Source organism: Bacteroides sp. AF34-31BH (assembly GCF_003602795.1).
In the GTDB taxonomy this organism is placed as follows: Bacteria; Bacteroidota; Bacteroidia; order Bacteroidales; family Bacteroidaceae; genus Bacteroides; species Bacteroides uniformis.
The window spans coordinates 125,479-139,991 of the sequence record NZ_QTLV01000005.1; the positions used below are offsets into that span (position 1 = coordinate 125,479).

10 protein-coding genes are annotated in these 14,513 nt (G+C 43.8%); 6 read left to right on the forward strand and 4 right to left on the reverse strand.

The features are described 5' to 3' along the window. Positions 1–115: 115 nt before the first annotated feature. Positions 116–976, reverse strand: coding sequence for a head GIN domain-containing protein (locus DWZ67_RS10105; protein WP_005833734.1), 861 nt, complete (start codon positions 974–976; stop codon positions 116–118). Between the two features lie 287 nt (positions 977–1,263). Between DWZ67_RS10105 and DWZ67_RS10110 the strand changes: the two genes are divergently transcribed. Continuing rightward, positions 1,264–1,968 (forward strand): SprT family zinc-dependent metalloprotease, encoded by a 705-nt coding sequence (locus tag DWZ67_RS10110; RefSeq protein WP_120138755.1) that lies wholly within the window; start codon positions 1,264–1,266, stop codon positions 1,966–1,968. Between the two features lie 90 nt (positions 1,969–2,058). Then, on the forward strand, positions 2,059–2,496 hold the full coding sequence (locus DWZ67_RS10115) for a DUF6756 family protein (protein WP_005833730.1): 438 nt from the start codon (positions 2,059–2,061) through the stop codon (positions 2,494–2,496). A gap of 22 nt (positions 2,497–2,518) precedes the next feature. Here the strand turns inward: DWZ67_RS10115 and DWZ67_RS10120 are convergent, their stop codons facing one another. Then, positions 2,519–2,917, reverse strand: a complete 399-nt coding sequence (locus DWZ67_RS10120) for a hypothetical protein (RefSeq protein ID WP_005833728.1) — start codon at positions 2,915–2,917, stop codon at positions 2,519–2,521. A gap of 138 nt (positions 2,918–3,055) precedes the next feature. On the opposite strand from DWZ67_RS10120, the gene DWZ67_RS10125 reads away from it, so the two are divergent. Then, positions 3,056–4,744, forward strand: a complete 1,689-nt coding sequence (locus tag DWZ67_RS10125; protein WP_120138757.1) for a PHB depolymerase family esterase — start codon at positions 3,056–3,058, stop codon at positions 4,742–4,744. A 99-nt stretch (positions 4,745–4,843) separates the two neighbouring features. On the opposite strand, the gene DWZ67_RS20395 is transcribed toward DWZ67_RS10125, so the two are convergent. Together DWZ67_RS20395 and DWZ67_RS10130 are read right to left on the reverse strand one after the other, a co-directional pair. After that, positions 4,844–5,551: a DNA-binding response regulator gene (locus DWZ67_RS20395; RefSeq protein ID WP_243635145.1), complete on the reverse strand. Its 708-nt coding sequence runs from the start codon at positions 5,549–5,551 to the stop codon at positions 4,844–4,846. 101 nt (positions 5,552–5,652) lie between these two features. Then, positions 5,653–8,889 carry a sensor histidine kinase gene (locus DWZ67_RS10130; protein WP_243635146.1) on the reverse strand — a complete coding sequence of 1,079 codons (3,237 nt, stop codon included), beginning with the start codon at positions 8,887–8,889 and terminating at the stop codon, positions 5,653–5,655. 307 nt (positions 8,890–9,196) lie between these two features. Between DWZ67_RS10130 and DWZ67_RS10135 the strand changes: the two genes are divergently transcribed. From DWZ67_RS10135 to DWZ67_RS10150, 3 genes are all read left to right on the forward strand, one after another. After that, positions 9,197–11,878, forward strand: a complete 2,682-nt coding sequence (locus DWZ67_RS10135) for a SusC/RagA family TonB-linked outer membrane protein (protein WP_243635147.1) — start codon at positions 9,197–9,199, stop codon at positions 11,876–11,878. Positions 11,879–12,053: 175 nt separating this feature from the next. Beyond that, positions 12,054–12,956, forward strand: coding sequence for an IS1595 family transposase (locus DWZ67_RS10140; RefSeq protein WP_120138759.1), 903 nt, complete (start codon positions 12,054–12,056; stop codon positions 12,954–12,956). Positions 12,957–13,941: 985 nt separating this feature from the next. Then, positions 13,942–14,346, forward strand: coding sequence for a lipocalin family protein (locus DWZ67_RS10150; protein ID WP_016272538.1), 405 nt, complete (start codon positions 13,942–13,944; stop codon positions 14,344–14,346). The last annotated feature ends 167 nt before the right edge of the window (positions 14,347–14,513 follow it).

The following is a 14,513-nucleotide window of genomic DNA, read 5'->3' on the forward strand; positions in this document are numbered from 1 at the left end:
CAAAAAACGAAGGACTTCCTCGCGGGAGTCCTTCGTCATCTTTATAGGTAATTATTTGAGAGAGAATTTAGTTTAGGCTTATAATTATTAATCTTAAAGTCTATATTTTCCAATGTTAGAGCTTATACAGTCCTTTCTTCGGATAATCCAGTTCCGGATTGCCCTTGTAGCCTACACTGCCACTTCCGCTGGTGCGTACTTTCAGGAAATCTGTGGCATGGCACTTGATGTCGCCTGAACCGGCAACACTGGCGGATGCTTTCTTGGCAACGAAATCGGAAGCAAACAAATCACCCGAACCTGCCACACTGTATTCAGCTTCTTGGGTGCTGCCACTCAGGATAGCGGTGCCCGAACCGGCAACGGATGCTTTGGTGAAGTTGGCCGTTACGTTGTTCAGCTTCATGTCACCTGAACCTGCAACGGATACTTGGAGGTCATTGCAAGTGATGTCGCTGCTGTTGATGTCTCCCGAGCCTGCGATGGAAATATCGAGGTCTATGCAGGAGATGTTGTTTCCACTGATGTCACCCGAACCGGCTACGGAAATTTTGAGGTTGTCCGTCTTCAGTCCGTTTTTCAGTTCCACGTCTCCCGAACCTGCCACGGCAATGCCGTTCAACTTTTCTGCGGACACACGTACTTCCAGTTTATTGTAGGATACGCTGACATTCTTCTTGAAGCCGATGTAGAGAGTATTGTCCTTGACACGGATATCCAGTAAGTCTACAATGTTGTCCGAGGTGTATACTTCCACTGTCGGTTTGCCGGACTTCTGCGTGTAGGTCACGTCGGGGCTGCCGGCTACACTCAGCTTGGTGAAGTTGTTCACTTTTATGTCTTTGGTTACATAGTTCTTGCTTGCCTTGACCGTCTTGCTGCCGAAGCCTCCGGAACGGTATGTGTGTTGTTGTGAACAAGCGGTTGTACTGAATGCCAATAAGGCGATTGCGATAAATGTTGTTAGAGCTTTCATATTTTTTTGTTTTTTGTGATTCAGTATTTATTAGTTAGACGTGATTTGCCTTGAAAAAGTTGCATGTAGAAATGCTTTTTTCAAAGGACGCTCGGTCATCATACTTTAATCAATTATTGTACCATAAGTGTAAAATGTTGATTATTAAAGGATAGTCGCTTTTGTGTAGTGTTCATTATCGGACACTCCGTCCGCTTTTGTCAGGTATTTGCTTGCGTTTTTGGACGATTCTTTGTTCATTTGCAAAGCCTCTTCCCGCCCCTTTCCTATGGGAGAGGCTTTGATTTATGACAGTAAACCGCATTATAGAAGATAAAGAGCTTGGTCCTTTGTTTGTCCGGGTCAATGCCCGGGCACGACGTCTTACTTTCCGTACAAAGGAAGATGGAATTTACGTGACTGTACCTCCCCGGACTTCCCTTGCCGAGATAGAGAATGCCATAGAGGAGCTTCGACCGCGTCTGAAGGCTGCCAGACAGAAGCAGGTCGGAAAGCTGATTGATTTGGATTACCGCATTGATACGGAGTTCTTTAAACTGACATTGGTCAGCGGACAGCGGGAACGCTTCTTGTCCCGTTCCGAGTTGGGAGAAATGCAGATAATCTGTCCGCCGGATGCGGATTTCTCGGATGAGAATCTGCAGGCTTGGCTACGCAAGGTGATTGAAGAGGCTTTGCGGCGGAATGCAAAGATTATTCTTCCACCTCGCTTGTATATGCTTTCCATGCAGCATGACCTTTCTTACAAGAGTGTGAAGATTAATTCCAGCAGCGGACGTTGGGGGAGTTGTTCGACACAGGGCAATATCAATCTTTCCTATTATCTGGTGCTTCTTCCCAAGCATCTGATAGACTATGTGCTACTACACGAACTGGCGCATACCCGCGAGATGAATCACGGGAAACGTTTCTGGGCTTTGCTCGACCGGATGACTGATGGAAGGGCTCAGGCATTGAGAACAGAACTCCGGAAATACAAAACGGAGATATAGCGGTCTGCCTCTTCTATCACGTTTGAAAGGTATCTCAGAAAGTTAATACCGGTATGGATAATGCGAGATTATTAACAGAAGCAAAATGTCATGTTTGATTATAAAGAAATAGAACGAACAATCAAAGATAACCATCTTCCATTTCAGGAAATAGGAGATGTCGATAAAGAGATTTTAATACAACGGTTATATGACACATTTGTAATTGGAAATCCTCGTGCATTATGGCTGAAATTTAAATATGTGCCATATAGTATAGATTGTAACATGGAAGATCCTTATTTTCATCTATTGGATATAATTGACAAAAATATCGTTTTCTATTTTTTTATTGATTATTGGAACAGGGATTTTATCGTTTATAAAGCAAGAATGTCTGATATACATATATTTATCGGCGACTGTGAGGGGCTTGACGAATATTACTTGGTAACAGAGGATTTTATGGAACTGTATAGTATAACAGACCATGATGATTTGCTTTATATTGATGTAAGAAAAAATAAAATGAAAGTTGATAACGTCTGACAACACTCCTTGCTGAGCTTTTTTATTCCTGCGCCAGTTGTTTTACCTCTTCTCCTTCCTTCTCGAACCGGTATTCTCCTCCTTTTTCGCTAAGCTCAAACAGGGAAAGCTTCTCGGTTGCATTGTTCACAATCATCAGTGCGCTTTGTTCGGCAAAGCGTTTCACCTCGAGGATGAAAGGTTCTTCCGTCATGGTGCGGTTCACCAGCAGGCTGTCGTTGATGAAGATGGAGGTGGAGTCTCCGGCAAAGCCTTTCGTCAGTGTGATGGTATAGGTTTCGATGAAGTTGCGGTTTTCCGCTTTCTGTTGTTGCAGCCTCATGCTCATGTAGACAAAGATGACGACTACGAAAATCACGGCAAAGGCAAGGATGCCGTTGCCTACCATAAACTGTTTGTTGGTATTAAGACGATGTGCCATATACGGTTGGTTTTAAGAAACACTGCAAATGTAATGAATAAAATTGAACCGGAGGATAAACATTTGAACAAATAGGAAAGAATGCTTTGAGGGTAATTCGCTAATATTGCGGTCGTAAAACAAATTGTTAAAGATACTATGAAACTGAATTTCATTTTTGGGCTCTTGTTTTCTGTAGTTGCATTGCAGATGAAAGGGGCTGGTGGAACCCCTGAAGGGCTTCCTCCGTTTGTTCGTTTTCCTGGGTTGGAGCAGGAAGTTTACATTACGCGTGATACGTGCAAAAGTGTAGAGGGACGTTTTCCCGGCTTCTCCCCTTTTTTCGTGATTTATCCGGACAAGCCGTGCGATGCTTCCGAAGCGGCGGCGTTGACGGATGAATTGGGTATTGCGTCCTATGCGCACACCTATTCGGGGACGGTCTGTGTGATGAACCCCTTGGGAAAGGAGTATGATGCGGTGAAGGATTTGGAAGCTTATAAGAATTTCCTGAACAAGATGCGTGTTTTTACTAATCTGAAGATAATCGGTATAGGTAAGGGGGCGACGTTCGTTAATAGAACCATTGCCGGACATGCGGGTGCTGTTGCCGGTATCGTATCGCTGAATGGCCGACCGGCCAAGACGGCTGAGGGTGCCGCCCCCGTTCCTGCTTTTATTGCCGGAACACACAGTCGGCAGGTAGCGGCAGCCTATATCTTACAGAATCAGGCGGAACCGGTGCGGAAAGAAGACGGGTTGGCTTGTTATGCCAACCGGCAGGAGCCTCTACAGCAGGTTGTGGTGAGTGCAAACAAGTACATTTCCCTGAAAGAAGCTTTTGCGGAAGCTTGGAAGACTTTGCTTTGCAAGAACTACCGTTTCAACAATTACGAACATACTTGGTACACGGGAGCTCAATTCGACCAATATGGTACGTATGAGCTGGAGCCGTATATCATGCCCGAAGATTGGGGAATCACTCGTCGTGTGATGAAGAAAGACCTTATCGGTACAGGCGATTTCCTATGGTATGAATTCCATCCGGAAGCTACTTTGAAGGCAGAAAAGGCTTCTGTGCCGTTGTTGCTTTTGCTGCATGGCAACAACAATGATCCGCGTACGCAGGCTGAGACATCCGGCTTCATTGAGTTGGCGGTTGAGGAGAACTTCATTGTTGCCGAATTGGAGTGGCAGGGCAACGGTTATGCTCCTATGGGGTTGGACGGCATCGAGCAGGTGGTGTATCATCTGTTGAAGACCTATCCGCAGATAGACCCTTCGCGGGTATATGCCGAAGGGCTTTCGGCAGGAGCCGCCACGGCTACGGGACTTGGTATACGCAAGTCGCACGTATTTGCCGCTGTGGGTGCCCAATCGGCTGGGCTGACCCCCGACCGGTATATGTTCGGTTACAGTGGCGAAGCCCTGATGAACGAGGCGGTGCAGAAACGGGGCAGTGTGGAGACCGCTTATTTCTCTGTGACGGGTACGGACGACGAAGTCGTGCCTTTTGTAAACGAAAACAATTGGCGCACCAATGCCTTCTTCTGTGCCTGGACTGCCTATCAGACCATGAACGGCATGGAGGTGAGCAGCCGGCCTGACTTTTCCAAAGATGCCACCTTCGGCATAGCACTAAAGGATAGGGAAGTGATTTCCACCAACAAGCGCGTCACGATGGAAGCGGGAGTGCTTTACAAGGGAAACATTCCGCTGATTAAAGTCGTGGCTGTGAATGACTACGGTCATTGGAACTTCAAGCCTGACGCACGGTTGATGTGGGATTTCATGAAACAATTCTCCCGCGACCCGCAGACGAAGAAACTGGTTTATAACAAGCGATAATCGGCAACTTTTATCGGAAGTAATCTCTATGCAGGCCACGGCTCTTTCTTTTAAGGGAATTAGAGGGAGCCGTGGGTGCTGATAAGGGATGTACAAGGTTTATTGATACTCACTCGGGTTTATGCCGAATTGTTTTTTAAAGCAGGTAGAGAAGTGGGGAAGGGTATTGAAACCGGTCATGTCCGCTATTTCGGAGATGGTATAGGTCCCTTCCTTGATTAGTTCGGCTGCGCGGTTCAGTTTATAAGTTCTGAAGAAAACGCTTGGATTCTTGCCGGTTAACCCTTTCACCTTGTAGTAAAATTTGGTACGGGAGATTTTGAGTAATTCGGCCATCCGTGTGATGTCCAGTTCTGGGTTGTCCAGTTCATTTTCCATTAGTTTATACAGTTCTGCCATGAAGGCCTCGTCTTTGGGGGCAAGGGTAAGTTCTTTCATCCGGCTTGTCCGGGTATTGCTCACTAGGAAACTGCGCATTTTATCACGGTTCGTCAATAGTGATTCAATCAGGGCCAGCAAGTAAGCTGGTTCAAAAGGTTTGGGCACGTATGCGTCTGCTCCGGTATGCAATCCTTCTATCTGGTTTTCCACGGTGGATTTGGCGGTTACCAGAACAACGGGTATGTGACAGAATTGCAGGTTCGTTTTAATCTCTTTGCAAAGCTGGTAACCGTCTTTGTCCGGCATCAGTACATCGCTCAGTATTAAATCTGGGGCTTCATCTGTAATGGTTTGGAAGATATTGGTGGAATTGAGTCGGCTGATGATGTGATAATGCGGGGTCAGCAGAATCTGCAGATAGTGCATGATGGCCGGGTCATCGTCTATTATCAGTATTGTTTTTGGACTTGTTTTGCCTTCATGGGTAGCATCCGGTTCTGTTTTCGCAGGTTCTATGGAAGTATTGTCTATGAGTTTTTTTTGCCATAGAACCGTTCCTCTTTTGTGTACGAGAAATCGTCTGCGGGCAGAATCAGGATAAACATGGCTCCGTTCCCTTCTTTCCGGTTTGCTGCTTTCAGGTATCCGTGGTGCAACCGGGCAAGGCTGCGAGCATAATAAAGCCCGATGCCGGTTCCCCAATTGTAAGTCCCTTTGTTGCCTTTTATCTGATAGAACCGTTCAAAGATTTTTTCCAGCTGTTCTTCCGGAATGTTTTCTCCGGTGTTGGTTACGGAAATCCGGATATACCGGACGCTTTTGTCTTGTTCTGTCAGGCAGAAGAACTCCTCGGCTTCTTGGCGTGTGACGATGGCGAACGAGATTTCTATTTCACCTCCTGTAGGAGTAAACTTCATGGCATTGGAAAGCAGATTGCTCAGTATTTTCTCTACTTTGTCTTCATCGGCCCAATAGAGGATGTCATGGTGTAATCCCTGAATGCTAAGGGTTATATTCTTGCTTTGGGCATTGATGTTGAAGAAACTGATGATTCGTTTGATGGTGGAGGCAAGGTTGGTCTGTTGGACCTCCAGTCCCAGATTGTCGTTGTCTAATTTGTTGAAATCGAGCAATTGGTTGACTAGCTGGAGCATCCGCAGAATACCGTCTTGCAGAACATTCAGTAGTTCCCGGTTGGCACTGTATTGGCCGGGGGCGGCACACAGTTGTCTGATGGAACCCAACATCGTGGTCAGTGGTGTCCGGAACTCATGGGATATGTTGGTAAAATAGCTCATGTATGTCTTATTCATTTTCTGCTCTTGTGCTTTTTCTTGTTCGGCGCGGCAGGCGGTTTCTTTTTCAATTCTTACGCGCCGCCAACTGTGTATAAGTGTACCGGCTATTCCGATGATTACCAGAGCATATGCACATCTTGCCCACCAGGTATTCCAAGGAGCAGGTTTGACGATGATGCGCAACTGTTTTTCTTCTCCGATTATGCTTTGGTCTTCATTGGTGATTTTTACTTTGAACATATAGGTTCCTGTGGGAAGGTTGGCATAATAAGCTTCCCGGTTGGTGTGTGCATTTATCCAGTAGCGGTCAATGCCTTCCAATTGGTAGTGATAGTGTATTCGTTCGTATTCACTATAATCCAATGCGGCAAATGATATGCTGAAGCTGGTCTGGCTATGTTTCAGATATACGTCCGGTTGGTAGGAGAGGTCCTTGTCGATGATTGCATTCTTTCCGGGATATACAAGCTTGTTATGAATCTTCAGATTCTCGAACGTCAGGGGAACATCGTATTTGAAAGGAGTTTCCACCGGATTGAAGAATGTCATTCCGTGAGTGCCGCCGAATACTAAGGTTCCGTTTGAAAGTCGGCAGGATGCACGGTCGTAGAATTGATTGCCGCCGATACCGTCGCTTGCATAGTAGTTGCTGATTTGATTGGTCCGGCGCTCATATTTACTTAATCCGTATAATGTGGATATCCATAGGTTCCCTTGCATATCTTCTTCGATGCTGCAAATCTCTGTGCAGCCAATGCCGGATATGGGAGATAATTTATGATTCTGCGAAGTATATCGTAAAAGACCGTTATGGGAGGTTCCAATCCAGATATCTCCTTGGCTGTCTTCGTATAATACGGAAGGGATAAATTTAGAACGGCGTATGCAGGCCAGGCTGTCTGCCCTCGAGATGTCCGGTATCCGGATTTTCCATGTATCCGGATTTATTGAACGAATCTTGTTGGCAAAGGAGGCAATCCATACTTCTCCATTGGAGAGGGGACGTAGGGTAGGAGTAAAGGTGAAAAATGACTGGGGATAAAGTGATACGGGTGTGAATACCTTTTCACCTTTTTTCAGGGCATATATTGCCTGGCTGAAGCTGCCTGCCCATATTGTTCCGTTACGGTCTTGCGTTATGCACAGTACGGAAGGGACGGAAAAAATACTCGTTGCTTTTAATTGATTAGACTCGAGCACGCATTTTATGACTTGATTGGTATTGGTGGCAAGCCAGATGTGCCGGTCTTTGTCGTGATAGATGTGTCTGACAATTATATTTTCTGTGTTTTGTGCAGGTAGGATTCTACTGATATTCACAGCTTCTATATGCTTGGTATTCAGGTTGTAGATATACATTCCGTCTTTCAGGGTGGATATATACAAGTTGCAGGAGTCGGCATCGAGGGCTATGATGGATTTTTGATGGAAGAACGAACGCAGATAATTGTTGCTGTTGAAACGCTCCTTATAATGATAGCGTACGGTATAGCCTTGGTCCGGCGAGCCTATCCACAGATTCTTGTGCGAGTCGGTGTACATGCATTTGATGCCATGTTGCGGGACTTCAAATGGAAATCCGTTTTCCTTTTCATGTATGACGGTGTTTTCTATGTGGTTGTAAAGGAACGTATGCTTTTGCGTGCAAATCAGTAGCCTGTTCTTGTCGTACGGGTGTATATAGGTGATGGCGGCTTTCGATAAGATGGGATGATTACTTATTGCTTCGGGAGTCGTTTTGAATCTTTTGCTTTCGGTATCGAATATGAAGAGTCGGTTCTTGCTTGCCAGCCATAGGGAGGTATGGTTGTGCATGTAAGAGTAGGTAATCTTCTGCGGCATGGGTATGGAGTCTGTCAGTTGCATGTTTCGGGAGTCGTAGCATCGGATGGATACGGGGTTGACGGCCCACAGACAGTTGTTGTTATCTATGTAGCAGGTCTGTTTATAGGTCTTGTCCGGGTCAAAGTTGATGAAAATACGGTTGAAAGTGTCTGTTTCAGGGTTATAGACGCAGAGATGTACCACCATGTTTAGGAAGATTTTTCCATCCTTGCTTTCTATGAACTGATGTCCGTTCCTATTATTATAGGGCACGTTTATGGGTATCTGGCAGAAGTTGTCTTGGTCGGTATATCGGCATGTTCCGTTGGTTGTCGCTATCCATAAGCGTTTGCGTGAGTCCATGAAAATATCCTGGATTCTATCTCCGGGCAGTTGCAGTGAGTCGTTGGAACTGTAATATTGCCGGTATTCGTGTGCGTTGAATCTGTTCAGTCCTCGTGTGGTTCCTATCCAGATATAGCCTTGCGCGTCTTCTTGGAAATCCGTAATGTTTTGGTTGGAAATGGTTGCCGAAATTCTATAAACATCCTGTTTTTCCGCTTCTGCTTTGGCGGTTGTCGGTTGGCACGAAGACACCGCTATTGCAGATAAAGCTATGAGGGAAAGAATGATTTTTTTCATATATGAAGTGTATTAAGGTATGTTCCGCGGAGAGTGTTTTTTTACAATGGAGCAGACAAAAGTAGAAAGAAAATAAGTAGGTGATATTTGCTGTAACAGTGATTTTTTCGCTTGGAATATGCTGTATGGCATGTTTTGAACATATTGATAATCTTTTGAACGTACAAGAAACAATATCTGAACATATAGGAAATGTTTTTGTATTTTCTCAATATCCTCTTATCTCCTCTTTTGATAAAATTGTATCGGAAATCCTACAATAAGTGAATGTAGCTTTTTTATTAACAAATCTAATTATTTAAGCATTATGGAAAACAACTTTAAAAGAAAGCTGATGGCATTCTGGCTGTTCCTTTGGGTGGGAATACCTTTTATGCTGGCGCAAAGTCCGATGATGATATCGGGACGGATTACAGATGATTTGGGAGAACCGATGATTGGTGTGAGTGTACTTGAAAAGGGCACCTCTAATGGAGTGATTACGAATATGGAGGGAAATTATTCCTTAAAGGTAAAGCAAGGTGCCGTCATTGTCTATTCGTACATCGGATATGTGACACAAGAACTGAAAGCCGTATCAGAGAGAATGAATATAACGATGAAAGAAGACACCCGGACGCTGGATGAAGTGGTAGTGGTGGGCTATGGTGTACAGAAGAAGAGCGACCTGACAGGCGCCATTTCTTCCGTGAAGGCAGAAGACATCCAGAACCGCTCTATTACCCGGGTGGAAGAAGCCCTGCAGGGCAAGACAGCCGGTGTACAACTGATATCCACAACTTCGCAACCGGGTGCTTCGCCTACCATTCGTGTCCGTGGTTTTTCATCGAATGGTACTTCCGATCCCCTCTATGTGGTAGACGGATTGATAGTATCCGACTTGAGTGCTGTGGATCCTAATAATATAAAAAGCATGGAAGTCCTGAAAGATGCCGCATCCGCTGCCATTTATGGTGCGCAGGCCGGTAATGGCGTAGTGCTTATTACCACAAAGAGCGGAAGCAAAGGAACCAGCAGCATTTCCTACGACTTTCAATATTCCATCAGTAGCCTGGCGCAACGTCCCAAGCTGATTAATTCACAAGAAGCTTTATTGCAAAAGAAGGAGCAAGACCCTACTTTTACAGATGATAATATCCAGGAGCTTATTACCAGCGGCACATGGGACGGTGTATCGACTACCGATTGGTATGATGTGGCTTTTAATGCTTCGCCATCCTCCCATCATACGGTCAACTTTCAGGGAGCGAATGACAAGGGCTCTTTCTTCCTGTCATTAAACAATCTGTATGACAATGGTATTCTTCGTGAAAACAAGGATACCTACAAGCGGCTTTCCGTCATGCTGAATGCCGACTATAACATTAAACCTTGGTTGAAGGTAGGTGTTACTGCCAATTATGCAAAATATACGCAGAAATCCATCAATGACGGTAGTGCGGGCAATTCATATTCCAGTATGATTGCTACCGTGATGACCATGGCTCCTTATTATGCGGACACGTATGCAGCCGATGCGCTTCCTAAACAAATGGAGGCATTGATTGCCAACGGCTTTACTTTGCTGCGCAATGACAAGGGCGATTATTACAGCTGTCTGGGTTCTATGGAACAGATACATCCTATGGTAGCCATCCGCATGAGCGACAAGAAAAACTTCGGCAACAGTCTGATGGGAACGCTCTATGCCAACCTGACTCCTTTCAAAGGATTTGTGTTTACTACCCGGCTGGGTTACAGGGAACTGAACGCAAACACTTATCAGTATAACAATCTCTATTACGGTTCGGCTTCCGCCAATAATAAGGATAAGAACGGGGCCAGCCGCTCCAACTCCTCTACTACCTATTATCAGTGGGAGAACTTTGTGAATTATAGTACGGATTTGTGGGACAAGCATCATGTGTCTGCCATGCTGGGTATGTCCTACAGCGAGAATAACTTCACTTATGTTTCTGCCGGTGTAGACAAGACTGCCAAGCACGATCCTTTGTATGCCGACGTTTCGTATCCTGCCGGAGATGCCGTGAAGAGTACCGCCGGTTATAATCTGATTAATCGTAAGCTGTCCTATTTCGGCCGTTTGGCTTACGATTACCAGAACCGCTATATGCTGCAAGCGGCCATGCGTGCCGATGCAGCCGATACTTCCGTGCTTCCGGGTACCAATCGCTGGGGCTATTTCCCGTCGGTATCAGCCGGTTGGGTCATTTCCAACGAGCGCTTTTTCACGGAAAAGAACAATACCCCTCTCACATTCCTGAAGTTGCGTGCAAGCTGGGGGCAGAATGGCAGCACAAGCAATCTGAGCGGTTACAAGTATTCCAATTCCCTGGTGACTTCGGCTGCCGGGTACTCTTTCAGCAATACGGCGATGAAATATGTCACTTCTGCCAAACCTTCGCAGCTCTATAATCCTGACTTGAAGTGGGAAACCTCCGAACAGCTGGATTTGGGTATGGATTTGCGCGCTTTCAACGACCGCTTCTCGTTTGGTATGGACTGGTATCAGAAGAAGACAAAAGACTTGATTGTTTCCAACATTGTCATTCCTTATGAGGCGGGAAACTCATCGGCTCCGATGAATGCCGGTAATGTGACGAATAAGGGTTTTGAGTTTGAGGCCGGATGGAAAGACAAAGCCGGTGATTTCAACTATTCTGTGACCGCCAATCTGGCCACTTTGAAGAACGAGGTCACTTATCTGGATCCGCATGTCAGCGGCGGACGCATAGAAGGCGCCACTACAATGGCTTCGAACGGTTCGTTCTCCGCATTCGAGGTAGGCTATCCGGTGTGGTATTTCAGAGGCTATCAGGTCGATCATCTGGATGACAAGGGCAATCCCGTATTCAGGGATAATACGGGTGACGGTACCATTGATGCCAGTGACAAGGCGATGATTGGTAAACCGATGCCGGACTTCACATATGGAATCACGTTGACCGCCAACTACAAGAATTTTGATTGGCACTTATATACAAAGTAACACTTGATTCTTTTTCATAACTTTTGGTTATAATTCCAAAACTAAATGTCGTTCTTTGAAATTCGTATTATGATACAAATATAGCCATTATTTAGATAGCTTGAAAATATATAGCTATTTATTTGCATATATCGGGAATTTTTACTATATTGTAGAAGTCTTAAAAGCAATCACTATGGAAAAGAGGAACGGTTTCATACTATTCACAGAATCTTTCCCAGATGAGGAGAGTTGCATTAGATACTTTGAAGAAATGAGGTGGAACGGCAAAGTTGTATCTCCGTTCGACCCTTCTTCCAAAGTCTACAAATGTAGCAATGGAAAGTACAAGTGCAAGAACACTGGTAGATACTTCGACGTGAAAACGGGAACACCGTTTGCCAACACAAAATTGCCGTTCAGATATTGGCTTTATGCGATATTCATGTTTCTGTCTCACAAGCGGGGCGTTTCTTCTTGCCAGTTGGCGAGAGATTTGGGAGTTACACAGAAAACTGCGTGGTATATGCTCCATAAACTTAGATTCTATACAAGTTTTGAAAATGAGCATACTCTTGACAATGAGGTAGAAATTGACGAAACCTTTGTTGGGGGCAAGAATAAGAATCGGCATAAGGATAAGAAAGTTGAGAAATGTCAAGGTCGTTCTTTCAAGGATAAAGTTCCGGTATTCGGAATGCTGGAAAGAAACGGTCATTTAGTAGCAAAGGTAGTGCCCGATACCAAAGTAAGGACACTGCTCCCTCTGATAAAAGGCTATGTTAAATCCGGAAGCGTCATATATACTGACGGCTGGGACTATGGAGGAATAACCAATGATTACATTCAAAGGTCAGTAGACCATGAGAAACATTACTATGGCTCTACCTATGCGACAAATAAGGGAGAAGTCATACAAGTAAGTACAAATGGCATTGAAAATGCTTGGTCGCACTTTAAAAGAATGATATTTGGAACTTATTACTCGGTTAGTAAAAAGCACCTCCAGCGATATATTGACGAATATGTTTTCAGATTTAACACTCGGTTCTATACGAACTTTCAAAGAATAGACTTATATTTGCGCAATATTGCATGACTATGGCACGTATAAAAAACGATTTAAAGATAAGAATGAGGACAAAGCGCAAGAAAGGGTTTAACCCAAATCCTTCTCTACAAGTTTCCAAAGAGGAACTTGATAGGCTTATAAACGAGTTGCTTGTCAATAAAGCTAAGGAAATTCGTGCATATAAGTAACTTTTAACGTTTGCTATTTGGAATAGTGGAATTTATATAATACTTTTGCGGTATAAAAAATGGGAGAGTATTAATTCTCCCATTTACAATATCTCTATTTAATAGAGATTGTAAGTCTTTGTACTACCATCAGTATAGTAGATTTCTACAACCATGTATCTACCATGGATGTAGGTTGTGAAAAATTTAATTGTATCCATGATTTTTATACAATTAAGATTCCGGACCTTGTGCGCGTACAGGGTTTTTAAGAAGAGGAATTGTTGGAACCAATTCCTCTTCATTCTTTTGCAAAGATAAGTCTGTATTTTAACTATTCCAAAAAAATGATACTTTTTTAGACAAAAAAAAATTGTAACCATATTATTATTAAAGCTATAAGAAAAGTATTGCTGCGATTTTTTTTGGAACTTTCCAAAATTACACTTTTTAACTATTAGTATAAAATCATCTGTAAATCAGTATTTTAAGCAAATATTGAGTGATTATCTTTTTGGAACTTTCCAAATATCAAGATTTTCCATATCTTTGCACCATGAATAATTGGGGAGAAATCCAACTGTTCAATAATAAAGTAGCCTAATCGTCGTCAGAATCACCACCTCGGATAACACTAAGGCTATTAATGAACTTACTCATTGGGTTAAGTGTACTTCGTCATATTGGCGTAGTGCGCTGCCATTGAGTAAGTGGGCTTGTGGTGAGCCTTGACGACGTATGGCAGTAGCACTACGTCTTTTTTGTACCTTGATGTGTGGTTATTGCTAAGTGAGAGAGAGCTTTTTTAAAACTTTAGTATTAACCAATTAAAAACAAAAAATGGTATGAAGAAGATTTTTTTAATGTGGATGCTGGTATTTGCAGCAGTAGTTAGTTTCTCGTCTTGCTCAGATGATGATGAATCTAAGTTTGATTATCCTATGGACACACTGTATGGAACATGGGAAGTTACAGAAATCATGGCTGGTGGAACTTGGTACGATGTAACCAAATATCCTTATGACAAGTTTGCCATGTCTATCTCATTCAAATCTGACGGTACTTATTATGGTTCTGGCTATCTTGGAAATGGTAGTGGTACATATACCGCAGAAGGTAAGACAATCGTAACTTATGTAAGCGGTGAGGAGTATGTTCGTTATACAGTTAAATCTTTAACTTCCAACACAGCGGAGCTTTCCATGCAAATGGGAGAAGGTAGTATAGATGTCAAAGCTCGCAAGAAATAATATGTCAAATAAAATCAATATCCAAAATTAGTATTATGGCATTGATAATCATCATAGGATTCATTGGATGCTTGCTATCCGGTGCTCTTATTAAACTTGGAAGATAAGTGATATTTCTCTATGATATTTTAGAAATAATCGCTATCTTAGCGGTCTAATTATAAACA

Bases quoted from the DNA above. Each gene is read 5' to 3' on its own strand.
- DWZ67_RS10105 (WP_005833734.1), bottom strand. From the start codon at position 976: ATGAAAGCTCTAACAACATTTATCGCAATCGCCTTATTGGCATTCAGT.
- DWZ67_RS10125 (WP_120138757.1), top strand. From the start codon at position 3,056: ATGAAACTGAATTTCATTTTTGGGCTCTTGTTTTCTGTAGTTGCATTG.
- DWZ67_RS10140 (WP_120138759.1), top strand. From the start codon at position 12,054: ATGGAAAAGAGGAACGGTTTCATACTATTCACAGAATCTTTCCCAGAT.
- DWZ67_RS10150 (WP_016272538.1), top strand. From the start codon at position 13,942: ATGAAGAAGATTTTTTTAATGTGGATGCTGGTATTTGCAGCAGTAGTT.
- DWZ67_RS10135 (WP_243635147.1), top strand. From the start codon at position 9,197: ATGGAAAACAACTTTAAAAGAAAGCTGATGGCATTCTGGCTGTTCCTT.
- DWZ67_RS10120 (WP_005833728.1), bottom strand. From the start codon at position 2,917: ATGGCACATCGTCTTAATACCAACAAACAGTTTATGGTAGGCAACGGC.
- DWZ67_RS10115 (WP_005833730.1), top strand. From the start codon at position 2,059: ATGTTTGATTATAAAGAAATAGAACGAACAATCAAAGATAACCATCTT.
- DWZ67_RS20395 (WP_243635145.1), bottom strand. From the start codon at position 5,551: ATGCACTATCTGCAGATTCTGCTGACCCCGCATTATCACATCATCAGC.
- DWZ67_RS10110 (WP_120138755.1), top strand. From the start codon at position 1,264: ATGACAGTAAACCGCATTATAGAAGATAAAGAGCTTGGTCCTTTGTTT.
- DWZ67_RS10130 (WP_243635146.1), bottom strand. From the start codon at position 8,889: ATGAAAAAAATCATTCTTTCCCTCATAGCTTTATCTGCAATAGCGGTG.